Annotated in this window: 15 protein-coding genes, 2 tRNA genes and 1 pseudogene; 6 read left to right on the top strand and 12 right to left on the bottom strand. The window is 70.1% G+C overall.

All coding sequences use genetic code 11. The features are described from left to right. Window positions 1-20: 20 nt before the first annotated feature. Both AC6I9V_RS05880 and AC6I9V_RS05875 read left to right on the top strand, forming a co-directional pair. Window positions 21-1,016 (top strand): annotated as a pseudogene (locus AC6I9V_RS05880) (EamA family transporter); the annotation flags it as partial. 344 nt (window positions 1,017-1,360) lie between these two features. Continuing rightward, window positions 1,361-1,681 (top strand): hypothetical protein, encoded by a 321-nt coding sequence (locus AC6I9V_RS05875; RefSeq protein ID WP_497898677.1) that lies wholly within the window; start codon window positions 1,361-1,363, stop codon window positions 1,679-1,681. Between the two features lie 6 nt (window positions 1,682-1,687). On the opposite strand, the gene AC6I9V_RS05870 is transcribed toward AC6I9V_RS05875, so the two are convergent. The 4 genes from AC6I9V_RS05870 to AC6I9V_RS05855 form a co-directional block, all read right to left on the bottom strand. Continuing rightward, entirely contained in the window at window positions 1,688-2,344 is a 657-nt protein-coding gene (locus AC6I9V_RS05870; RefSeq protein ID WP_497898676.1) for a TetR/AcrR family transcriptional regulator, read from the bottom strand. After that, a complete protein-coding gene (locus AC6I9V_RS05865; RefSeq protein WP_497898675.1) occupies window positions 2,341-4,386 on the bottom strand; it encodes a YhgE/Pip family protein in 2,046 nt (681 codons plus the stop codon). The genes AC6I9V_RS05870 and AC6I9V_RS05865 overlap by 4 nt, the downstream gene beginning before the upstream one ends. Beyond that, on the bottom strand, window positions 4,383-5,060 hold the full coding sequence (locus AC6I9V_RS05860) for an ABC transporter ATP-binding protein (protein ID WP_497898674.1): 678 nt from the start codon (window positions 5,058-5,060) through the stop codon (window positions 4,383-4,385). The genes AC6I9V_RS05865 and AC6I9V_RS05860 overlap by 4 nt, the downstream gene beginning before the upstream one ends. Before the next feature lie 89 nt (window positions 5,061-5,149). Continuing rightward, complete coding sequence (locus tag AC6I9V_RS05855; protein ID WP_497898673.1) at window positions 5,150-6,610, bottom strand: dihydrolipoyl dehydrogenase family protein; 1,461 nt, start codon at window positions 6,608-6,610, stop codon at window positions 5,150-5,152. A 100-nt stretch (window positions 6,611-6,710) separates the two neighbouring features. Between AC6I9V_RS05855 and AC6I9V_RS05850 the strand changes: the two genes are divergently transcribed. Further along, the gene (locus AC6I9V_RS05850) at window positions 6,711-7,460 is read left to right on the top strand and encodes a FadR/GntR family transcriptional regulator (RefSeq protein ID WP_497898672.1); all 750 of its coding nucleotides are present in this window, start codon (window positions 6,711-6,713) and stop codon (window positions 7,458-7,460) included. A 174-nt stretch (window positions 7,461-7,634) separates the two neighbouring features. Here the strand turns inward: AC6I9V_RS05850 and AC6I9V_RS05845 are convergent. Further along, window positions 7,635-7,708 (bottom strand) — tRNA-Arg (locus AC6I9V_RS05845). 279 nt (window positions 7,709-7,987) lie between these two features. On the opposite strand from AC6I9V_RS05845, the gene AC6I9V_RS05840 reads away from it, so the two are divergent. Further along, window positions 7,988-9,820: a phosphoenolpyruvate carboxykinase (GTP) gene (locus tag AC6I9V_RS05840; RefSeq protein ID WP_497898671.1), complete on the top strand. Its 1,833-nt coding sequence runs from the start codon at window positions 7,988-7,990 to the stop codon at window positions 9,818-9,820. Between the two features lie 77 nt (window positions 9,821-9,897). On the opposite strand, the gene AC6I9V_RS05835 is transcribed toward AC6I9V_RS05840, so the two are convergent. From AC6I9V_RS05835 to AC6I9V_RS05820, 4 genes are all read right to left on the bottom strand, one after another. Beyond that, window positions 9,898-11,058: a globin domain-containing protein gene (locus AC6I9V_RS05835; protein ID WP_497898670.1), complete on the bottom strand. Its 1,161-nt coding sequence runs from the start codon at window positions 11,056-11,058 to the stop codon at window positions 9,898-9,900. A gap of 151 nt (window positions 11,059-11,209) precedes the next feature. Continuing rightward, the gene (locus tag AC6I9V_RS05830; protein WP_497898669.1) at window positions 11,210-11,659 is read right to left on the bottom strand and encodes an RrF2 family transcriptional regulator; all 450 of its coding nucleotides are present in this window, start codon (window positions 11,657-11,659) and stop codon (window positions 11,210-11,212) included. A gap of 14 nt (window positions 11,660-11,673) precedes the next feature. Continuing rightward, the gene (locus AC6I9V_RS05825) at window positions 11,674-12,183 is read right to left on the bottom strand and encodes a hypothetical protein (RefSeq protein ID WP_497898668.1); all 510 of its coding nucleotides are present in this window, start codon (window positions 12,181-12,183) and stop codon (window positions 11,674-11,676) included. Between the two features lie 5 nt (window positions 12,184-12,188). Next, on the bottom strand, window positions 12,189-13,607 hold the full coding sequence (locus tag AC6I9V_RS05820) for a phosphomannomutase/phosphoglucomutase (RefSeq protein ID WP_497898667.1): 1,419 nt from the start codon (window positions 13,605-13,607) through the stop codon (window positions 12,189-12,191). A 123-nt stretch (window positions 13,608-13,730) separates the two neighbouring features. On the opposite strand from AC6I9V_RS05820, the gene AC6I9V_RS05815 reads away from it, so the two are divergent. After that, the gene (locus AC6I9V_RS05815; protein WP_497898666.1) at window positions 13,731-15,938 is read left to right on the top strand and encodes a RecQ family ATP-dependent DNA helicase; all 2,208 of its coding nucleotides are present in this window, start codon (window positions 13,731-13,733) and stop codon (window positions 15,936-15,938) included. Here the strand turns inward: AC6I9V_RS05815 and AC6I9V_RS05810 are convergent. The 3 genes from AC6I9V_RS05810 to AC6I9V_RS05800 all read right to left on the bottom strand — a co-directional run bounded on the left by AC6I9V_RS05810 (window position 15,935) and on the right by AC6I9V_RS05800 (window position 20,282). Continuing rightward, window positions 15,935-17,554, bottom strand: a complete 1,620-nt coding sequence (locus AC6I9V_RS05810) for a phytoene desaturase family protein (RefSeq protein WP_497898665.1) — start codon at window positions 17,552-17,554, stop codon at window positions 15,935-15,937. The genes AC6I9V_RS05815 and AC6I9V_RS05810 overlap by 4 nt on opposite strands. Before the next feature lie 208 nt (window positions 17,555-17,762). Beyond that, a tRNA-Ser gene (locus AC6I9V_RS05805) sits at window positions 17,763-17,850 on the bottom strand. 173 nt (window positions 17,851-18,023) lie between these two features. Beyond that, window positions 18,024-20,282, bottom strand: coding sequence for a prolyl oligopeptidase family serine peptidase (locus AC6I9V_RS05800; RefSeq protein ID WP_497898664.1), 2,259 nt, complete (start codon window positions 20,280-20,282; stop codon window positions 18,024-18,026). A gap of 74 nt (window positions 20,283-20,356) precedes the next feature. On the opposite strand from AC6I9V_RS05800, the gene AC6I9V_RS05795 reads away from it, so the two are divergent. After that, window positions 20,357-22,351 carry an FAD/NAD(P)-binding protein gene (locus AC6I9V_RS05795; protein WP_497898663.1) on the top strand — a complete coding sequence of 665 codons (1,995 nt, stop codon included), beginning with the start codon at window positions 20,357-20,359 and terminating at the stop codon, window positions 22,349-22,351. Window positions 22,352-22,353 lie beyond the last annotated feature (2 nt).

The following is a 22,353-nucleotide window of genomic DNA, read 5'->3' as shown; positions in this document are numbered from 1 at the left end:
TGGCGGGGGCCGCTCGCGCGATGACCCCCCGCCACTCCGCGCTTGCCCTGCTGGTTGCGGTCCTGTGGGGCATCAACTTCGTCGCCATCGACCTTGGCCTGAACCCCGGGGGCGGCGCGCAGATGCCGCCGCTCCTGTTCGTCGCCATGCGCTTCACCCTGGTGGTGGTTCCCTGCATCTTCTTCATCCGCAAGCCTGACGTGAGCTGGAAGGCCATCATCGGTGTCGGCCTGCTGATGAGCGCGGGCCAGTTCGGGCTGCTCTACCTGGCGATGGCGCTTGGCATGCCCGCCGGGCTGGCCTCGCTCGTGCTGCAGGCGCAGGTGCTGCTGACGGTGCTGCTGGCGGCCGGGATCCTTGGCGAGCGGCCCACCCGCCGGCAGTTGGCCGGCGTCGTGCTGGGGATCGCAGGTCTGTCCGTGGTGGCGGTGGGCCGGAGCCTGGTGGCCCCGTTACTGCCCCTGCTGATTGTGCTCGCCGCGGCACTGTCCTGGGCCGCGGGCAACGTTGTGGCGCGCAAGGCGAAGGCCGCCTCTGGGCTGGGGCTCGTGGTGTGGTCCGGGGCCGTGGTGCCCCTGCCGCTGGCCGGACTCTCGCTGCTGGTAGACGGGCCCGGCGCGGTGTCGGGGGCGCTGCTGGACCTGCAGCCGGCGTCGATCCTCAGTGCCGTCTACACCGCAGCTTTCGGCTCCCTCGTGGGCTACGGCATCTGGAACCGGCTGCTGGGGCTGTACCCGTCCTCCGCCGTGGTGCCGTTCACGCTGCTGGTCCCGGTGGTGGGGATGACCACCGCGTGGCTGGTGCTGTCCGAGGTGCCTTCGCCGGCGGAAGTGGCGGGCGGGCTGTTGCTCCTCGCCGGGGTGGCAATCGCGGTGCTCCGGGCGCCCGGGCCTCGGACGGCCCGTCAGCGCCGGGTGGAGGGCTTGGCCGGGGGCTTCGGCGGCAGCTTTGCCGCCGGTTTGGACGACGACGGACGCTTGGCTGCCGGCGCGGGGGTTCGGGCGGCCGAGGTCCGGGGTGAAGCAGCGCGGGGCGCTGAAGCGCGGGGTGCGGCCGGCTTTGGCGCCGCGGAACGAGGTGCGGCTGAGGACCGGGGCGCGGCAGGACGAGGTGCTGCCGGGCGGGACGCCGCTGACCTGGGTGCCGCCCTCGGTGCGGAAGCGCGGGGCGCCGAGGCACGCGGGGTGGACGGCCGGGCTGCTGGCCTGCGCGGCGCCGGGCGCCGGGACGCCGCAGCCGGTCGACGCGACGGGTAGCCGGAGCGCCGTGCCGGGCCCCGGCCGGGCAGGACCGTGCCGGCGAGCAGCAAAAGCAGCGTCGCCGCGCCGGCGCACGCCGAGAGGTAGAAGTACAGATCCGGATGTTCGGCATCCACGCGGGTGGACAGCGCCTCCGGGTCGGGGTTGAACGCCAGGCCCCATTGGCGCAGGAATGCAATGCCGAAGGCGATGAAGAGGATGCTGCCCACCCCGCTTGCCAGCAGCGTCCTGTGCCGCCGGCGGATGACGACCTCGGCGACACACGCCACGTAGGCCACGGCGCAGGCGGCCAGGAACCACAATCCCACGGTTTCGTTCAGGGTGGCGCCGGCGAGTACCAGCAGGGCCAGCGCCGCCAACGAGGCTCCGATAGCAGTTTTGCCGCTTTTACCCATGTGGCGCATGTGACCAATCATCCCTGAACGGGACTATTTCACGACGTAGCCACGCATAGTCGCCATGATTGCCGCGACACTTTGCGCCCGGGTGCGCTCCGGGTTGTAGGTCTGGCGGTCCAGCCCCACCACAAAGCACGCCCCGAAAATCGCGGTCTCAAGGCTCCCGCGCGAGACCCCGGGATCCACGGGGTACTTGGCGGCCACGGCTTCGATCGCGGCGCCGATCACGCCGAGGAGCCGGCCGCGGAGCTCCGCGAAGGTGTCCTGCCACTCGCTGGGCGTCCGCCAGTTCTCGCTCACCCACAGCCTGGCGAACGAGGGGTATTCGGCCATAAAATCCATGGCCTGGCCGATCATCTCGTCCATTGCGACCAGCGGGTCCGCCGATTCGTCTCTGACGCTCAGCAGCCGGGCCATCAGGATGTCCACCCCGTGCCGCAACAGTTGCGCGATCAGATCCGATTTGCTGCCGAAGTTGTAATACACCGTGCCTTTGGAGACCCCGGCCGCCGCCGCGATCTCGTCCACCGTCACGCCCGCGGCCCCTCGCTCCCCGATCAGCTCCATCGACGCCTCGAACAATTTCTGTTTGGTGGCGTTGGTGCGTCCGGGCCGGAGCTTCTTGCCGCCGTCGGCGTCGGACTCCCCGGTCGCGCTGGTGGGGGTTGCCGCGCTGATGGGGCTCATAGGGCGATCTCCGGCTTCAGGGTCTTGAGGGTCCAGAACTTGTGCTTCCGGACGGCGACGGCGGACATCGCCAGTCCCAGCAAAGTGTAGCCAACCAGGCCCAGCATGGTGGGCAGGATGCTGGCCAGATCGGCCCCGTAGATCAGGTGCCGCATGCCGCTGACCACGTAACCCATCGGCAGGAGCTGGTGGACCACGTGCAGTGGTTCCGGCGTGGTCTGCCAGGGGAAGGTGCCCCCGGAGGAGACCAGCTGCAGCACCAGCAGGATCAGCACCACGAGTTTGCCGGGGGAGCCGAGCAGCGCCACCACACCCTGGATGATTGCGCTGAACGCCATGGCGGCGGCAAGCATCAGGACCCACATCAGCACAGGGTGGGCGGGATCAAGGCCCAGCCCCACATCCACCACCAGGGTCAGCAGGCTGGCCTGTGCGGCGGCGACGGCCAGGAACGGCAGCCAGCCCCCGACGGCGATCTTCCATGCCGGCGCGTTGGACGCCAGCGCGCGCTGGGTGACCGGGCGCATCGCCTGGATCAGCATAAACACGCCGATCCACAGGGCGAGGGTGAGGAAGAACGGCGCCAGCCCGGCACCGTAGGATCCGGCCTTGGCCTGGGAAACGTTGCTGACGGCCACCGGGTCCGCCATGACCTTGGCGAGGCTGTCCTTTTGCGCGTCGCCGGGGTTGGGGACCTTGCCGGCGCCCTTGGCGAGCTCGCCGGCGAGGGTGCCGGCGCCGTTGGAGGCGGTGGCCGAGCCGTCCTCAAGCCGTGCGGCGCCGTCGTCGAGCTGAGCCGCGCCGTCGGAGAGCTTGTCTGCCCCGGCGGCCGCGTTCTGCTCCCCGCTGGCCAGGGCCGCGGAGCCGCTGGAGAGCTGGTCGGCGCCGGCGGAAGCCTTGCCGACGGCGTCGGTGAGGGTCGGCGTCGCCCCGGCCAGCCGTGAGGCGCCCGCGCTGACGGCTGCCGAGCCGTCCGCGAGCTGCTGGATCTGCCCGGCGGCGCCCTTCAGCGCAGCGGCCGCGCCGGAGGGGGCCGGGGTGTTATGGGCGTCGTAGTCGGCCATCAGGGCGTCGGCCTGGGGCTGGAGCATCAGCCCGGAGGCCACCATGCGAGCGGTCGACTCCGCCACCTTGGCGCGCTGGGCCTGTGCGGCGGCCTGATCCGCCGCGGCCATTTGCCCGGCGATGCCCTGGAACTTGGTGTTCAGCGCGGCGTTTCCGGCCGCCACCTGGGCGGCGCCGTCGGCCAGCCGCTGCGAGTCCGCAGGCAGGGTGGCGGTCTTGTCCGTGAGCTGGCCGAGGCCGGCGGCGAGCTGGCCGGCGCCGCTGTTGAGGGCGTTGGCGCCGTCGAGTAGTTTGTGCTGCCCGGCAGCCAACTCGGCGGCGCCGCTCCGGAGCGAGCCCGTGCCCTGGTGAAGGGTTACCGTGCCGTCGTGAAGCGAGGACACCCCGCCGGCGAGCTCGCGGGCGCCATCGGAGGCCTTGAGCATCTGCGTGTGGATGGTGCCGAAACCGGTGAGGAGCTGGTTGGCGGTGCCTTCGCCCACCTCTTTCGCGACGCTTGCGTGGACAGCGGTGGTGAGCTTGTCCACGATGGTGCTCAGCAGGTAGTTGTTGGCGTCGTTGGTGGTGACGTTCAGCATGGCCTGGTTGGCGGCGTCGAAACTCCCCGGCGAGACCAGGTTGGCGGAGAAATCGCGGGGGATCTTCAGCGCGAACGCATACTTGCCGTTGCTCACGCCCTCATCTGCCGCCTCCGCGCTGGAGACGGCTTGCCAGTTGAACACATGGCCCTCCACCAGGCTGTCGGCGACCTTTCGGCCGGCCTCCAGCCGGGAGCCGTCGGCCGTGCCGGCACCGGTGTCTTCAACCACGAGGGCCGCGTCGATCTGGTTCAGCTTGCCGTAGGGATCCCAGTTCGCATACAGGTACACCGCGCCGTAAAGCAGCGGCACCAGGGTCAGCGCCAGGATGGTCAGCTTCGGCAGCAGGCCGCCGGTCATGCGCTTGAGTTCGGAACGGGCCAGCCGCAGCACGGTCATCGGGCATCCTCGGTTTCGGAGATAAGGGGGGCTTCGGCCGGTTCGGGCGCCGGGGCGGCGTTGCCGATCTCCGCGACCGGACCGGTCCAGTCCGCCGGGACACTGCCGACGACGGCGACGACGGCGAGCGGACGGCCGGCGTCGTACGCCAGTTCCGCCAGCCGCGGCAGCCAGTCGGCGGGGTCGCCGCTGTGCCGGTCGGGGGAGTCGACCACCAACAGGTCGGTGTGCGGGTTGGCCAGGGCCAGGGCCGTGAGCAGCTCGAGGCGCCGGTCCGCGGGAAGTTCCTCGGCCCAGCGCCCGGCAATGTCCTCGAAGCGGTTGACCTTGAGCCAGGGCGTGCTCAGCAGCGCGCCCCGGTAGCGGCGGGGGATCAGGGCGAGGTCCTCGGTGACGAGGTCGCGGACGCTCAGGTGCGGCTCCGGTTCGTTCACGTCGGGGGCGTCGACGACGGCGCTGGCCTGCCGCAGCTGCTTGATCCGCGTTGCGCCGTCCCAGTCGATGGCGCCGGCCGTGGGCTTCATTCGGCCGCTGAGCGTCAGGGCCAGGGCGGTCCGCTGGTCCTGGCGCTTGCCGCTGACGAGGAGCAGTTCACCCCGGGCGGCCTGCAGCGAGGTCGGCGGGAGCAGGTAATCGCGCCGGCCCTTCACGTGGAGCTGTTGAACGCTGAGCAAGGAAAGCCTTTCGCAGAAATGATCTGCTTCAAGGCTAACTAAACTGACCGGTCAGTTCAAATAGATGTGAGCGAACGGACACTTCTGGCTTAGAGGCCGTACTCCTCGAGCAGCCGCAGCCATACCTCGCTGATGGTCGGGTAGGACGGGACCGCATGCCAGAGCCGGTCCAGCGGGACCTCGCCGACGACGGCGATCGTTGCCGCATGCAGCAGTTCGGCGACGTCGGGGCCGGCGAACGTTGCGCCCAGCAGCACTCTGCGGTCCTCGTCGACCACGAGCTGGGCCCAGCCCTTGTAATGCTCGGAATGCAGCGAGGAGCCTGCCACCTGGATGGGGAGCTCCACGGACGTGGCCCGGTAGCCGTCCTTGTTTGCCTGTTCCAGGCTGCGGCCCACATTTGCCAGCTCGGGATCGGTGAAGACGACGTTGGGGACGGCGTGCTCGTCGGCCGTGTGGGCGTAGCGGCTCCAGGGCGCGGGTTCGCCGGAGAGCGTGCCGGCGGCGCGGGCGGCAATCGCGTCGCCGGTGGCCCGCGCCTCGTATTTGCCCTGGTGGGTCAGCAGGACCTTGCCCGCGGCATCGCCGACGGCGTACAGCCACGGGGCGCCGTCCTGGCCCTCGGCTCCTGCGACGAGCCCGCTCGCGTCGGTCCGCAGCCGCGGCGGCGCGCCGTCGTCGTCGCCGGCGAGGCCCACGCTCTCCAGCCCGATTCCTTCGACTGCGGGGTGCCTTCCGGTGGCGACCAGGAGCTTGTCGACCGTGACTCGGCTGCCGCGCTCGAGCTCCAGGGTATGGGAGCCGTCGTCGTTCTCGTGGACGCTTTGCGTGCCGGTGTGGAGGTGCAGTTCGACGCCGTCCGCGCGCAGCCCGGCCTCGACCAGCTCCGCCGCCGGTGCCGGGAACGCCCCCAGCAGCCCGCCCCGGGCAACCAGCGTTACGGACGCCCCGAGCCGCGCGAAGGCCTGGGCGAGTTCGGTGCCGGCCACGCCGCCGCCGAGCACGCCGAGCCGCGCCGGGATGTTCTGCGCAGACGTGGCCTCCCGGGTGGTCCAGAAATCGATGTCGGCGAGCCCTTCCACCGGCGGGATGCTTGGACGCGACCCCGTGGCCACCACGACGGCATGGCGTGCCGTCAGTGCGTAATTGTTGCCGTCCAGCCCGGCCACCTCCGCCCGGCGGGGGCCGGTGATCCAGCCGTGGCCGCGGATCAGCTCGATGCCCGTGTCCTCGGCCCACTTGACCTGGCTGTCGTCCTGCCAGTTGGACGTGAAATAGTCCCGCCGCTTCAGCACGGCGGCGGCGTCGAGCACCCGGGTGACGGCCTCCTCGGCGCCGGGGACGGTCTGGGCGCCGTGGAGCGCGGTGCCTGGGCGCAGCAAGGCCTTCGACGGCATGCAGGCCCAGTAGGAGCACTCGCCGCCCACCAGCTCCGCCTCAACCATGACGGCGGTCAGGCCGCCCTTCACCACGCGCTCGGCCACGTTCTCGCCCACCGCGCCGGCCCCGATCACAATGACATCGAATTCACGCTCAATATGTGCCGTCATGGCAACAGCCTAACCCTGCCGGGAGGGGCCGTTCCCGGACCCTTTGCAGGACATGGGACCTCCGCTACGCTGAGGACCACTTCGGGGCAGGAGGCCACCAGTGAACGCAGCAGCTTTGACCGCCGGCCCGGGGGTGCCGCCGAACCGGCCCGGCGCGCAGGCAAGGCTGCGCGCCCTGCAGGAAGGGATCATCGAACTGATCCTCGAACGGGAGCTGGAGCCGGGGGAAGCGCTGCCCACCGAAACCGAACTGGCTGCCCTGCTGGGAACCGGCCGGAACACGCTGCGCGAGGCGCTCAAGGTGCTCCAGGCCCTGGGCGTGATCGAGATCCGCCACGGCTTCGGCATGTTCGTCGCCGCGAGCGGCTTCGGCGCCCTGGTGGACGGTCTGGCCTTTAGGGCTCGGTTGTCCCTGCGCCACCGCGGGCGGGAGGCGCTGGAACTGGTGGAGGTGCGCCGGGTGCTGGAATCCGCGCTGATCGGCGGGTCCATGGCGCTCATGACTCCGGAGCAGCTCGCGGGACTCGAGGCGGCCGTGCGCCGGATGGAAACCCTGGCCGGATCCGGCGAGCACTTTGTCGAAGCCGACGCTGACTTCCACCGCCGGCTGTTCGAACCGCTGGACAACGGGCTGCTGCGCGGCCTGCTCGATGCGTTCCAGGAGGTCTACCGGGGGATCGAGCGGGAACTCGGCCCCGGCGTCGTATCCCCGGGGGCGGCCGCGCTGCACCGGGGCATCTACGAGGCTGTGGCGGCGGGCGACGCGGCGCTGGCTGCCGAGCGGCTGGGCGGCCATTTTGACGGGATGCGCCGCCGAATCGAGGCGGCAGTGGGCGGACCGGCGGAGTAGTTTCGGGCCGCGCTTCCGGGTTTTCGCTACGGTTTCGGACCGGCGCCCAACGGGCCCGGGCCGCGCCCGTCCGAAACCGCAGCGTTTTTCCGGAGGCGCCGCGTTCCCGGGTGTGCCGAGACCCGGGAAAACAAAAGATCCGCACCGGCGGACCGGTGCGGATCTTTATCTCTGTGCGCCCAAAGGGATTCGAACCCCTGACCTTCTGTTCCGTAGACAGACGCTCTATCCAGCTGAGCTATGGGCGCATTCTCGGCTCTTCGGGAGTTTCTCGCTCCCCCGAACCTCGAATTACTTTACGCGAGATGGGCCCAGACTTCCAAATCGGAAACCCTGTAATCTGGCTGACTAGACCGGTCTATGTGACCTTAGTCACAAAAAATCCGCCGTGTGGAGTTATTAAACCTTGAATTTCCGCGGTTTTTGGTTTGCGTGCCCGCAGTCAACCCGTAATTGGGCCTGAAGGTGGACCCTCCGCGACACCTAGCATTTAGGACACACCACTGAACCCGAGGAAGGGAACCGTAATGGGCGATCTGGCGCGACTGCCGCTGCTTGAGAAAGCACCCACCACTCATGCTGGACTGCTGGCATGGGTTGAAGAGGTTGCTGAACTGACCCAGCCGGACCGGATCCACTGGGTTGATGGTTCGGAAGAGGAGAACACCCGGCTCACGGACGAGCTCGTTGCCGCCGGCACCCTGACCCGGCTGAACGAGAAGCTGTTCCCGAAGTCCTTTGCCGCATTCTCGGATCCCGCCGACGTCGCCCGGGTGGAGGAGCAGACCTTCATCTGCTCCGAAAACGAACGCGACGCGGGCTTCACCAACAACTGGATGGCCCCGGCGGAGATGAAGGAGAAGCTGCGCGGCCTGTTCAGCGGCTCCATGCGCGGCCGCACCATGTACGTCATCCCCTTCGTGATGGGCCACCTCGACGCCGAGGACCCCAAGTTCGGCGTCGAAATCACGGACAGCGCCTACGTTGTTGCCTCCATGCGCATTATGGCCACGATCGGCACCGAGGTCCTGGACAAGATCACCGCCACGAACGCCTTCTTTGTTCCCGCCCTGCACTCCCTGGGAGCCCCGCTGGCCCCCGGCCAGGCCGACGTCGCATGGCCCTGCAACCCGGACAAGTGGATTGTGCACTTCCCCGAAGAGCGCTCCATCTGGTCGTTCGGCTCCGGCTACGGCGGCAACGCCCTGCTGGGCAAGAAGTGCTACGCGCTGCGCATCGCCTCGGTGATGGCCCGGGACGAGGGCTGGCTCGCGGAGCACATGCTCATCCTCAAGCTCACCTCCCCGGAGAAGAAGAACTACTACGTCTCCGCCGCGTTCCCTTCCGCCTGCGGCAAGACCAACCTCGCCCTGCTCGACCCGACCATCGAAGGCTGGGAAGTCGAAACCCTCGGCGACGACATCACCTGGATGCGGATCGGCAAGGAAGGCGAACTGCGCGCCACCAACCCGGAAGCCGGCCTGTTCGGCGTCGCCCCCGGCACCGGCTGGGGCACCAACCCCAACGCCATGCGCGCCATCGCCAAGGGCCACAGCATCTTCACCAACGTCGCCCTCACGGATGACGGCGGCGTGTGGTGGGAAGGCATGACCGACGAGGTCCCGGCGCACCTGATCGACTGGCAGGGCAACGACTGGACCCCGGCCTCGGACAAGCCCGCCGCGCACCCGAACTCCCGCTTCTGCACCCCGATCTCGCAGGTCGACATGCTCGCCGAGGAGTACTACAGCCCGGAGGGCGTGGAGGTCTCCGCGATCCTCTTCGGCGGCCGGCGCAAGACCACCGTCCCCCTGGTGACCCAGGCCCGCAGCTGGACCAACGGGATCTTTATGGGCTCGACCCTCTCCTCGGAGACCACGGCCGCCGCCGCGGGACAGGTGGGCGTGCTCCGCCGCGACCCGATGGCCATGCTGCCGTTCATTGGTTACGACGCCGGCGACTACCTGAAGCACTGGATCAGCGTCTCCGGCAAGGCCAACCCGGAGCGGCTGCCGCACATCTTCCTGGTGAACTGGTTCCGCCGCACGGCCGACGGCGGCTTCGCCTGGCCCGGTTTCGGCGACAACGCCCGAGTGCTCAAGTGGGCCATCGAGCGCATCGAGGGCAAGGCCGACGCCGTCGAGACGCCGATCGGCTACGTCCCGACCGGCCACGCGCTGGACCTCACCGGCCTGGACCTGACCCACGCCCACGTGGAGGACGCCGTCCGCGTCGACCGCGCCGAGTGGGACACCGAGCTGGCCTCGATCGAGGAGTGGTACGCGAAGTTCGGCGACTCCCTGCCGGAGGCGCTGCGCTCCGAGCTCGACTCGCTGAAGGAACGCATGTCAGCGCACTAGCCGACAGTTGAACGAACGACGGCGGCCCCGCACCTTTCCCACGGTGCGGGGCCGCCGTCGTTCTCTCGAGGCTCAGTTCAGTTGGCGAGCCAGATGTCCGGGCCGAAGACCTCGTAGTGGATCTTGGTGGCCGGGATGCCGGAGTTGATGGCCTCGTTCCGGATGTTCTTCATGAACGGCAGCGGCCCGCAGAGGTACAGCGAGGCGTTGGCCGGCAGGTCCACGTCGCGCAGCGACATAAGGCCTTCCCGGGCTCCGGCCTCGGGCCGTTCCAGCCAGAGCTGCAGTTCCGCGCCCTCGAGGCGCTCGACGTCGTCGGTCATCTGGGAGCGCAGCGCCCAGGAGTCCAGGGTGCTTTCGGCGTGCAGGACGAGCACTTGGCGGTCCGAGCCGGCCGCCGCGAGGGAGCGCAGGATCGAGGCCGAGGGTGTGCAGCCGATGCCGGCGGAGGCCAGCACCACCGGGCCCTCGCCCTCCTTGAGCGTGATTTCGCCGTAGGGGTTGGAGATTTCCAGGACGTCGCCGACTTCAACGTTGTTGTGCAGCACGGGGGAGACCTCGCCGCCGTCGTCGAGCTTGGTGGTGAAGCTGCGGCTGGTGCCGGCGTCGCCGGAGAGCGAGTACTGGCGGACCTGCCGCAGGCCCTCCGGGAGGGTGACCTTGACGCTGACGTACTGGCCGGGCAGGGCCGGGGTGATGGGGGTGTCGTCGGCAGGCTCCAGCACAAACGTCATGGAGCCGGTGCCGGCGGGGGTCTTGGCCGCGACCCGCCACTGGGTCCACATCTTGCCGTTGGCCTGGGCAGCGTAGAGACCCTTTTCGAGCTTGATCAGCGCATCGGCCATCAGCCAGTACACCTCGGTCCAGGCTTCGGCGATTTCCGGGGTGATGACCTCGGCCAGGTCTTCGGCGATGGCGGCGAAGAGGTGCTCGTAGACCACCTGGTACTGCGGCTCCGTGATGCCGAGCGAGGCGTGCCGGTGCGCGATGCGGGCCAGGACGGTCTCCGGCAGGGTGCCCGGGTGGCTCACCAGGTGGCTGGCGAAAGCGGCGATGCTCCCGGCCAGGGCCTGCTGCTGGTCGCCGGAGCGCTGGTTGGAGCGGCTGAACAGCCCGTCGAGCAGCTCAGGGTGCGCGCCGAAAAGCCGGGCGTAAAACTTGGGGGTGATCTCGCCGATCCGGGAACCGACCAGCGGCAGGGTGGCCTCGATGACGGGGAAGGACTTGTCCGAGAGCATTGCTGACTCCTGAGGTAGTGGCCCGGGGTCTTCAACCGGGCCGATCCGAAATACCAGCATTTGAAATACAAGTATTTATGCCTCAGTTCTACACGCCGTAGAAAAGGGTTGCAAATCGAAGCGAAGGGTGGCCGGGGGAGGCCCTGCCCGGTTAGAGGCCGGGGCGCAGGCCGATCGCCTGAAAGACGGGATTTATCTGCCGCGCGGTGGGCAGCGAGGCGACCACGATGTCGTCAAGCTCACGGTAGAAGGCCTCCCTGGCCCGGCCGAGCGCCCCGCGGAGCCGGCACTCGGTAATCAGGGGGCAGGTGCCGCCGGCGCCCGCGCAGTCGGCCGGGTCGGTCCGGGTATCCAGGGCGCGCAGCACCTGGCCGACGGTGGCGGCGCGGCCGGCATTGCTGAGCCTGGACCCGCCGTTGCGGCCGCGTTCGACGTCGATCAGGCCCAGGACGCGCAGCCTCGCCATCGCCTTGCTGACGTGGTTGTAGGGCGTGCCGACGGCGTCCGCGATGCTCTGGGTGGTGAGCAGTTCGCCGTCGGCAGCGGCCGCAAGCACCATCATCGCGCGCAGGCTTACGTCCGCGAAGGCATTGATCTTCATGGCACCGAGCTGGTCTAGTCCACCCAAACGGCGGGTTCGTTGAAGTCGGCGGAAAGCTCGCCAAACTCCAGCTCGTTCGTCTCCGGGTTGGCGCCGTAGGGCAGCACGGCCGCGAACACGGAACCGTCCTGGTGCTCGGCGGCCACGTGGATCGCGTCCGAGTCCTCTTCCAGCAGGGTGATGTCGCAGACAATGGCGGCAGCACGGAACTCGTCCCGGTGCTGCCGGAGCAGTTCGGTGAGGTCGCTGATCATGCCGTCGGCATCGAAATCGGCGTCGCTGTCCCCGGCCGCGTCCGCCGGCGTGACCGCGACGAGGCGGACCTCGCCGTCGTTCTCCACCACAAGGGCAAAGGGCAGGAAGCCGCCGTTGCGCTCCAGCTGTTCCTGGGCCGCGCCGACACCGGTGCCGAGCAGGTTCTCCAGGTCGGTGGCGCTGGCGTCCGGCACCGAGCCGCGCCAGGAGTCCGCGGCCGGGTCGGCCGGCTGCAGGAGGGCGCCCTGGGCCTCGGATGGATCGGTCACCGTGGTCAGCCCCGCACCACGGCCAGGACCCGGTCGCGGACGCGTTCCATCGTCTGCTGGTCCGTGGCCTCGACGTTCAGGCGCAGGAAGGGCTCGGTGTTGGACGGGCGCAGGTTGAACCAGTAGCTGCCGTCCGCCGCGATGAAGGTGCTGCCGTCGAGGTAGTCCACCTCGACGTCCTCGTTGTGGAAGTCCTGGCGCACGCGCTCCACGGCGCCGGCCTTGTCCTCGATTTCCGAGTTGATCTCGCCGGAGGACCGGTACGGCTCGTATTCGCGGCCGAGCTCGGAGAGCGGGCCGTCCTGCTCGCCGAGGGCGGCAAGGACGTGCATGGCGGCCAGCATGCCGGTGTCCGCGTTCCAGAAGTCGCGGAAGTAGAAGTGCGCGGAGTGCTCGCCGCCGAAGATGGCGCCTTCGGCTGCCATCACGGCCTTGATGAAGGAGTGCCCCACCCGGGTCCGGACCGCGCGGCCACCGTCGTGGGTCACCAGTTCGGGCACGGCCCGCGAGGTCAGCAGGTTGTGGATGATCGTCGGGTGGTCCTCGCCGTTGGACTTGGCGCGGGCAATCTCGCGGCGCGCCACCATGCCGGTCACGGCCGACGGCGAGACCGGCTCGCCCTTTTCGTCGATCACGAAGCAGCGGTCGGCGTCGCCGTCGAACGCCAGCCCGATGTCCGCGCCGTGCTCGACGACGGCGGCCTGCAGGTCGCGGAGGTTTGCCGGCTCCAGCGGGTTGGCCGGGTGGTTCGGGAAGGACCCGTCGAGCTCGAAGTAGAGCGGAATGATCTCAAGCGGCAGCTTCGGCAGCAGGGTGTCGCCCAGCACCGCCGGGGTGGTCATGCCCGCCATGCCGTTGCCGGCGTCCACCACGACCTTCAGCGGCCGGGATCCGCCGAGGTTAACGAGGCTGCGCAGGTATTCGGAGTAGTCCTTGAGCACGTCGCGGACGCTGATCAGGCCGCGGGTGGCGTTCGCGGGGATCTTGCCGGCGTTGAGATACTCCTCGGCCAGGGCCTGGATCTCCTTCAGGCCGGTTTCCGAGGAGATCGGCACGGCGCCGGCCTTGGCCATCTTGATGCCGTTGTATTCGGCCGGGTTGTGGCTGGCGGTGAAGGTGGCGCCGGCGGCGTTCAGGGCCCCGCAGGCGTAGTACAGCTCATCGGTTGAAATCAGGTCCAGCAACTGCACGTTGGCCCCGCGGGTGGCTGCGCCGTTGGCAAAGGCGCGGCTGAACTCGGGCGAGGAGGGGCGCATGTCGCCGCCGACAAGTACGGTCTGTCCGGCCAGGCCCAGGACGTCCACGAAGGCAGCCCCCACGGCCTCGACGATTTCGGCGGTGATGGAGTCGCCCACGATTCCGCGCACGTCGTAGGCCTTGAAGGAAGCCGAGAGGTCAAAAGTCTTCGTCTGGTCGCTAGTCACGGCTCCATCTTACGTGGAAGCGGCGGCGGGCCGCCGGGGGCGTGCGGCCTATGTCGACAACACCTGTCCACATAGGCGGACGCCGGCTTCGCGGCTGTCGGAGGGGACTGGGATACTGAGGCAATGGCCAATAACCAGAACGCTGCCCTCCTCACCGCCGCCGAATCCGCCGCCGCCTACTCCGCAGGTTCCTCCGGGGGTACCGCGATGAGGGAACAGGCCCAGGCGGTGCTGCGCGAGCTGGTGGGGCACCCCGGCGCGGAGTTCCACGACGGCCAGTTCGAAGCGATCGAGGCACTCGTCGACGGCGGACGGCGCGCACTTGTTGTGCAGCGCACCGGCTGGGGAAAGTCGGCCGTGTACTTTGTCGCGTCCCTGCTGCTGCGCCGCCGCGGCGCCGGCCCCACGCTGATCGTGTCCCCGCTGCTGGCGCTGATGCGCGACCAGGTCGCGGCCGCGGCGCGGGCCGGTGTCCGGGCGGTGGCCATCAACTCTGCCAACCAGCTCGACTGGGACACGGTCCGCGAACAACTGGCGGCCGACGAAGTGGACGTACTCCTGGTCTCCCCGGAGCGGCTCACCAACCCCTCGTTCCGCGAAAACCAGCTGCCCGAGCTGGTCCGCCGGACCGGGTTGCTGGTGATCGACGAGGCGCACTGCATCTCCGACTGGGGCCACGACTTCCGTCCCGACTACCGGCGGATCGCGGACCTGATCACCCAGTTGCCGGACAGCGTTCCGGTCCTGGCCACCACCGCCACCGCCAACTCCCGCGTGGTCCACGACATCGAGGAACAGCTCGGCGAGGGAGTGCTGACCATCCGCGGCGCCCTGGGCCGGGAGTCCCTGCGCCTCGGTGTGCTGCGGTTGCCGGACTCGCGGGAACGGCTGGGCTGGCTGCTCACCCACCTGTCCGACCTGCCCGGCAGCGGCATCATCTACACACTCACCGTCTCCGCCGCCGAGGACACCGCACGCCTGCTGGCCGAAGCCGGCCACGAGGTGCTCGCCTACACCGGCCGCACCGACCCCGCGGACCGCGAACGTGCAGAGCAGCTGCTCAAAGACAACCAGGTCAAGGCCCTCGTGGCCACCTCCGCGCTCGGCATGGGCTTCGACAAGCCGGACCTCGGCTTTGTGGTCCACCTCGGCGCGCCGTCGTCACCGGTGGCCTACTACCAGCAGGTCGGCCGCGCCGGCCGCGGCGCCGCTAATGCCGACGTGCTGCTTTTGCCCGGTTCCGAGGACCGGGAGATCTGGCAGTACTTCGCCACCGCCTCCATGCCCTCGGAAGAAAAGGCAGCCGCCGTGCTCACGGCCCTCGCCGAAGCGGGGACCGCCGTGTCCACCGTGGCGCTCGAGGCCAGGGTTGACCTGCGCCGGACCCCGCTGGAACTGCTGCTCAAGGTGCTGGCCGTCGACGGCGCCGTCGAACGTGTGGGCGGCGGGTGGCGCTCCACCGGCCAGCCGTGGACGTACGACGCCGAGCGGTACGGCCGGATCGCGGAGGCCCGGGTGGACGAGCAGGATTCCATGGTGATCTACCAGGACACCGCCGGCTGCCGGATGGAGTACATCACCTCGGTCCTCGACGACGAAACGGCACGGGCCTGCGGCCGCTGTGACAACTGCGCGGGCCGGTGGTTCCCGGCCGACGTCGCCGCGGACGCCACGGAAGTGGCGGGCGCGACCCTGAGCCGGGCCGGCATGGTGCTTGAGCCGCGGCTGCAGTGGCCCAGCGGCATGGACCGCCTGGGCGTGAACGTCAAGGGCAAGATCAAGCCGGAGGAGGCCCTGGCCAACGGCCGGGTGCTGGCCCGGCTGACCGACCTGGGCTGGGGCGGCGCGCTGCGCGAGACCTTCGCCGCCGGCGCCCCCGACCGGCCCGTGGACCCGGGCATGCTGCGCGCCTGTGTGCAGGTCCTGCGCGAATGGGGCAGCGGCGACGCGCGGACCCCCGGCTGGAGCGGCGCGGGGCGCCCGGCGGCGATCGTCAGCGTTCCCTCCCGCGGCAAGCCCGAACTGGTGGACTCCCTGGCCCGCGGCATCTCCGAGATCGGCCGCATCCCGTACCTGGGGCAGCTGCACCTGGCCCACGGCGGCCCCACGGGCGGCCGCGGCGGCAACAGCGCCTACCGGCTCGCCGGGGTCTGGGACCGGCTGGTCGTGGGACCAGAACTCGCTGCCGCGCTGGAGGGTATCCAGGGCCAGAGCGTCATGCTGGTGGACGACCTCGTGGACAGCCGCTGGACCGTGACCGTGGCCGGCCGGGCCCTCCGGCTCGCCGGCGCCGGCGCAGTGCTGCCGCTCGTGCTCGGCCAGGCCGGCTAAGCGGGCAGCTGGTCCGATTCCAGCACGGCCATGGCCGCGTTGTGCCCGCCGATCGCGCTGACCGCGCCGCCGCGGCGAGCGCCGGAGCCGCAGAGCAGGAGCTGCGGATCGTCCGTGGCCACGCCCCAGCGCTGCGCCGGGGTGTCCAGGGGCGCGTCGTCGTCGACGAAGGGCCAGTCGAGGCCACCGTGGAAGATGTTTCCCCGCGGCATTCCGACGGCGCGTTCGATGTCCAGTGTGGTCTTGGTTTCGATGCACGGCCGGCCGTCCCGGTCCGTCAGCAGCAGTTCCTCGACCGGCTCGGCGAGCACACTGTTCAGGGACCGCAGCACGGCGCCCTGCAGCTCGGCGCGCCGGGCTTCGTTGTTCTCCGCGCTGATCAGCCGGTCCGGGACGTGCAGGCCAAAGACCGTGAGCGTCTGCGCGCCGGCTGCCTGCAGTTCCGGGGCCAGGATGCTGGGGTCGGTCAACGAGTGGCAGTAGATTTCGCACGGCAGCGGTTCCGGGACGTTCCCGGCCGCGGCGCTGAGGTATGCGCCGTCGAGCTGCGACCATGTCTCGTTGATGTGGAAGGTGCCGCCGAAGGCCGCTTCCGGGCTGACACTGCCGTCCAGCAGCCGGGGCAGCCGCTTGAGCAGCAGGTTCACCTTGACCTGGGCGCCTTCGCGGAGATGGTTCGGGTTCCGTGTGGCGTGCGGGGGAGCGGCAGGAGCCGCGGCGGCCCGCAGCCGGTCCAGGACAACCGGTGCCACATTGGACAGGACCCATCGGGCGGAAGCGGTGTGGTCCGCGCCGTCCTGCCGGTAGCCGACGACCCCGCCCGGCTGCACCGACGTGACCTCCGCCGAGACCAGGATGGTCGCCCCGGCTTCGCGGGCGGACCGTTCCAGCTCCCCGGAGACCGCGCCCATGCCTCCTACCGGCACGTCCCAGTCGCCGGTGCCGCCGCCGATCAGGTGGTACAGGAAACAGATGTTCTGCTGGAGGTCGGCGTCGTCGGCGCGGGCGAAGGTGCCGATCAGCGCGTCGGTCAGCACGACGCCGCGGACCAAGTCGTGCCGCAGCGCTCGGCTGATGGCGTCCCCGATCGGCCGCTCGATCATGGCTTCCCACGCGTCGGCGGCGCCGGCCCCGAGGGCCAGCTGCCGAGCCGCTGAGCGGGTGGGCAGCGGCGCGGTCATCGTGGGCCAGAGGGCCTGGGTGAGCTTTCCGCAGCTGGTGTAGAAGTCGTTGAAGGCGCGGAATTCGTCCTCGGATGCGCCGACCGCGGCAAAGGAGGCGGCCGTGGAGGAGGCGTCCTCGTTGTCGACCAGCAGGGCCCGGCCCGGGCCGGCGGGGTCCGGTGTGTAAGAGGAGTACCGCCGCCGTGCCAGCGTGATGCGCAGGCCCAGGTCGTCGATGATCTGCTGCGGCAACAAGCTCACAAGGTAGGAATAGCGGGAGAGCCGGGCCCCGACGCCGTCGAACGCCTGGGCTGACACCGCGGCGCCGCCGGCGTGGTCCAGCTTCTCCAACAGCAGGACCTTCCGGCCGGCCCGGGACAGGTACGCTGCCGCGGCCAGGCCGTTGTGGCCGCCGCCTACAATAATCGCGTCATACGCGTGGTTGGTCGACATGCGCCTATCCTGCCATCCGGATGCCCGAGCAGTTTCCCAATTTCCGCCGGAAGTGAGGGAGCGTCGGGCGAGTTCCCGCCGGAGGTGACGGAGCGTCGGGGGAGTTTGCGCGGGAACTGAGGGAGCGTCGGCCGAGTTCCCGCCGGAGGTGAGGGAGCGTCGGGGGGTGGGAACGCAAAAGGCCCCGGTCCAGGACCGGGGCCAAACGCGGAGACGGGGGGATTTGAACCCCCGGTGGAGTTGTGCCCCACACTTCATTAGCAGTGAAGCCCATTCGGCCGCTCTGGCACGTCTCCAATTGCTATTACTAGCCAACCAAGGATACGCAGAAGGGGCCATGCAGTGCAAAACGGTCAACGCGGGGTCACTTAGCGCCGGTCCGGGTGCCCGGAACGGGCCGAAAGTGACCCCGCGTTGCGGTGAGGTCGCGTGCCGTTGGCGGTGCCGTCGCTCATCGGCGGTGCCGGGTTTAGTCCGCCCGACCCGCCAGCGCGCGCCAGAGGAAGTGCTGGCTGCGGCTCTGCAGCGCCGCGGCCTGCCGGTTGTCCGAGGCACCCGCGTGGCCGCCCTCCAGCGCCTCGTGGAACCAGACATTGGGGATGCCCATGGCCTGCATCCGGGCGGCCATCTTGCGGGCCTGCACCGGGCCCACCCGGTCGTCCGAGGTCGCGGTCCAGATGAAGGTTTCCGGGTACTCCACCCCGTCGCGGAGCAGGTGGTACGGCGAGAAGGTCCGGATGAACTCCCACTGCTCCGGCACGTCCGGGTCGCCGTATTCGGCAATCCAGGAATACCCGGCGGAGAGCTTGGTGTACCGACGCATGTCCAGCAGCGGGACCCCGCAGGAGACGGCGCCGAACAGCTCCGGATACGTCGTGAGCATGTTCCCCACCAGCAGTCCGCCGTTCGAGCCGCCCACACAGCCCAGCCGCTGGGGGGAGGTCACCTCGCGCGAAATCAGATCCTGCGCGACGGCGGCGAAGTCCTCGTAGGCGCGGTGGCGCTTGTCCTGCAACGCGGCGCGGTGCCAGGCCGGGCCGTACTCGCCGCCGCCGCGGATGTTCGCCACCACGTAGACCCCGCCGCGGCTGTGCGGCGGCTCACCGTCCGCGCCCGCGGATTCCTCCGTGCGCCGGTCCAGCCAGGCCCGCCCAACGGCGCCGCTGTAGGCCGGGGTGCGGGAAATCTCGAAGCCACCGTAGCCGGAGAGCTGCGTGGGATTCTGCCCGTCAAGCACCAGGTCCCGCGCCGCGACCTGGAAGTAGGGCACCCGGGTGCCGTCCTTCGACACCGCAAAATGCTGCTGGACCTCGTACGCGTCCTCATCGAAGAACGACGGCGCCGTCCGGATCACCTCGTGCGTGCTGACGACGCCGTCGGCGCCGGCCCGCATCAGGGTGCCGCGGGTCAGGGTGCTCGGGGTCGCAAACCCGGTGGCGACCAACCAGAAGTCGTTCCCGGCAGCATTGTCGCCGTCGCCCTGCGTCGCTCCTTCGCCTCCGGCTTCGGCACCGTCCTCATCATCCACGGCGTAGGCGTTGACGTCGTGCAGCGGCGGGCAGGCGTCCAGCACGCTGGCGGCCCAGGCGACGTCGGTGCCTGGCCGGGACGGGTCCAGCACCCGGATTTCGGAGGACACGTCCCGGAGCAGGTTCAGCAGCAGGAAGTCCCGGGTCCAGCTCCACGACTGCAGGGAGGTGTGCTCATCCGGGGTGAACAGCACGTACAGCTCCCGGCCGCCGGCCAGGAAGTCCTCGAAGTCCGCCGCCAGCAGGGACCCCGCCGGGTAGCTCGCCCCGTTGACCGTCCAATCGCCCTGCGGCCGGAAGAGCAGCCACTCCCGGTGGGTGCTGAGGTTCACGTCGTCCGGCACGTCAATTTCGACCCACACGCCGTCCCGCAGCACCGAGGTGCGCGTCTCGAAGAAGCTGATCCAGTCCACGGCGAACGTCCGTTCGAACCCGGGGGTGGAGTCGTGCGCCAGCAGCGCCATCATGTGGTCTTCCGGGATCTCGAAGATGCGCTCGGCCGCGGCGAGGGATTCGCCGCGGCCCAGGACCACACCCGTCCGGGCGTAGGACGAACTGGTCCGCGGCAGACCCGCGGCCGTGCTCGCCACCAGCAGCGTGTCGGCGTCCAGCCAGGACACGTGACCTTTCGCCGTCGGCAGGTCAAAACCGCCCTCGGCCGGCTCCACAAAGCTGCGGGTCTCGACGTCGAACTCGCGGTAGCGGTTCGCGTCGCCGCCGTCGGGGGAGAGCGCCAGCAGGGCGAGCCGGTGCGGCTGCCCGGGTGCGGGGCGCAGGAAATTGGCGCCGTGGAAGACCCATTCCTCGCCTTCGGCCGCGGCGAGGGCGTCAATGTCGAGGAGGGTTTCCCATTCCGGGGAGCCCGCCCGGTAGCTCTCCCAGGCGGTGCGCCGCCACAGGCCCTTGGGGTTGTCGCGGTCCTTCCAGAAGTTGTAGTACCACCCGCCGTGCTTGCCCACCATGGCGATCCGGTCGGTGGAGTCCAGGACCTCCAGGATCCGGGCTTCGAGCTCGCCGTATTCGGCGTCCTGGAGCAGTTCTTCGGTGCGGGCGTTCTGTTCGCGGACCCAGGCCAGCTGGGCCTCGCCGTAGATGTCCTCCAGCCAGATGTTCTCGTCGACGGGCTCGGGGGCGGTGCCGGAAATCGCTCCGGCGGGCCCGCCGGGCGCGGTGGGGTGCTCAGCTGCAGTGGTGGTCATGGGCCCATCCAAGCAACTGCCAGGGCGGGCAGGCAAGTCAAGCCGCCGGCCCGGAAGCGGATACGCTGGATGCCGTGGCCATATCGCAGAGCATCCGGACGGCCCTGGTCGGCGCCGGGCCCCGGGGCACCAGTGTGCTGGAGCGGCTGCTCGCCAACTGGACCCCGTCCGCGCCAGGGCCCACCCTGCACATCCACGTAATCGATCCCTATCCCGCGGGCCCGGGCCACGTCTGGCAGCCCGGCCAGTCGCGGCTCTACCTGATGAACACACAGTCCTTCTACCCCACGGTGATCCCGGAAGATCCGGAGCTGGCGCCGCCGCTGGCCGGGTGCACCTTCGACCAATGGCGGCGGGCTCAGCGGCGGGATCCGCACCCGGCACTGTCCGCCGAAGAGCGCGCCGAGCTGGCCGGCCTGGAGTCCGCCGACTTTCCCAGCCGTGCGCTTTATGGCCGGTACCTGAGGTGCACGCTCGAGGAACTCCTGGACCGGCTGCCCGACGGGGTCACGGTGGAGTTCCACGACACCACCGCGACGGCGGTCCGCCCCTCCGGCGCGCCAGCGTCCGCCGCGACGGCGGTCCCCGGGAACAGGAACAACGGCTTCGACGTCGAACTCGCCGACGGCACCGTGCTGGCCGTCGGATCCGTGGTGCTGGCGCTCGGCCACCTGGAGTCCCGGCTCAACCCCGAACAGCGCGAACTGCAGCGCGCGGCGGAGGAGCTCGGACTGAAGTACCTGCCGCCGGCAGTCCCCGCCGACGTGGACTGGTCCGTCGTCCCCGCGGTCCAGCCGGTGCTGGTGCGCGGCATGGGCCTGAACTTCTTCGACGTGATGGGCCAGCTGACGGAGGGCCGCGGCGGCACCTTCCAGCCCGCGCCGGACGGGATCGGGCTGACGTACCAGCCGTCCGGCCGGGAACCGCACCTCATCGCCGCCTCCCGGCGCGGCACCCCGTACCGGGCCAAGGCGACCCTGGCCGGCTACTACCCGGCAGCGGTCCAGCTCAGGTACTGCACCGAGCAGGCGGTCGCCAGGTTCGCCGCCGCCGGCATTGTGCCGGCGTTCGACCATGACCTGTGGCCGCTGCTGCACCGGGATGCCTTGTGGGCCTATTACTCCACCCTGGCGCGCTCGCAGCCCGACGCTGTCGGCGCGGATCCGGCCGGCTTCCTCGGAGCGCTGGAGGAGTCCCTGCGCCCGCACGCCCACTCCACCGCGAACTGGGAAGACGCCGCCCGGTCGGTGATCGACGCGTCCGTCCGGCCGCACCACCGGCTGGACCTGCTGGGCCTCGCCGCGCCGCTGTCCGGCCGCAGCTTCGCCTCCCGCGCGGAGCTGGACGCCGCCGTCGTCGACTACCTGAACGACGACGCACGGCGCTCCGCCCTCGGTGAGGACGATCCGGTGAAGATGGCGATCGGCGCCCTGCACCACGGGCGCGCGGTGCTGAAGACGGCAGTGGCCGACGGCGGCATCACCGACGAATCGTGGGTGGCCGGGCTGCGCGGCTGGTTCGAAGCGTTTGTGGAGGGCATCGCGAGCGGCCCGCCGGCCCTTCGCGCCGAGCAGCTCGCGGCCCTGGCCCGGGCCGGAGTGGTCAGCTTTGTCGGCCCGGACCCGAAGTTCGGCGTGGACCGGAAGGCCCGGATGTTCACGGCCGTCTCGCCGTGGGTGGTTGGCCCCGGACACGACGGCGGGGACAGGGTCGAGGCACCCGTGTTGATCGAGGCCCTCGCTCCGGCCAACCGGGTGGCGGTCAACGCGTCCCCGCTGCTGGAGCAGCTGCTCGCGGACGGCCTGGTGCGCCCGCGCCTGACGATGAGCGTGGAAGGGACGCCCGTGCAGGGTTCCGGCCTGGACGTTGTGCCGCATCCCTACCGGCCCGTAGCGGCGAACGGGACGGTCACGGACGGGATCTACGTGCTGGGACTGCAGCTCTCCGCCGCGCAATGGGGCACCGCGATCGCGGCCGAAGCCCGGCAGCAGCAGGGCCCGGTCTACCGCAGCGGCCAGCGCACCCTGCGCGACGCCGACGAGATCGCCCGGGACATCCTCGGCCGCTAACG

Source organism: Arthrobacter sp. SlRoot2-15 (assembly GCF_059739345.1).
Note: the sequence above shows the minus strand (reverse complement) of the source record. Positions and strands in the feature narration are given on the sequence as shown.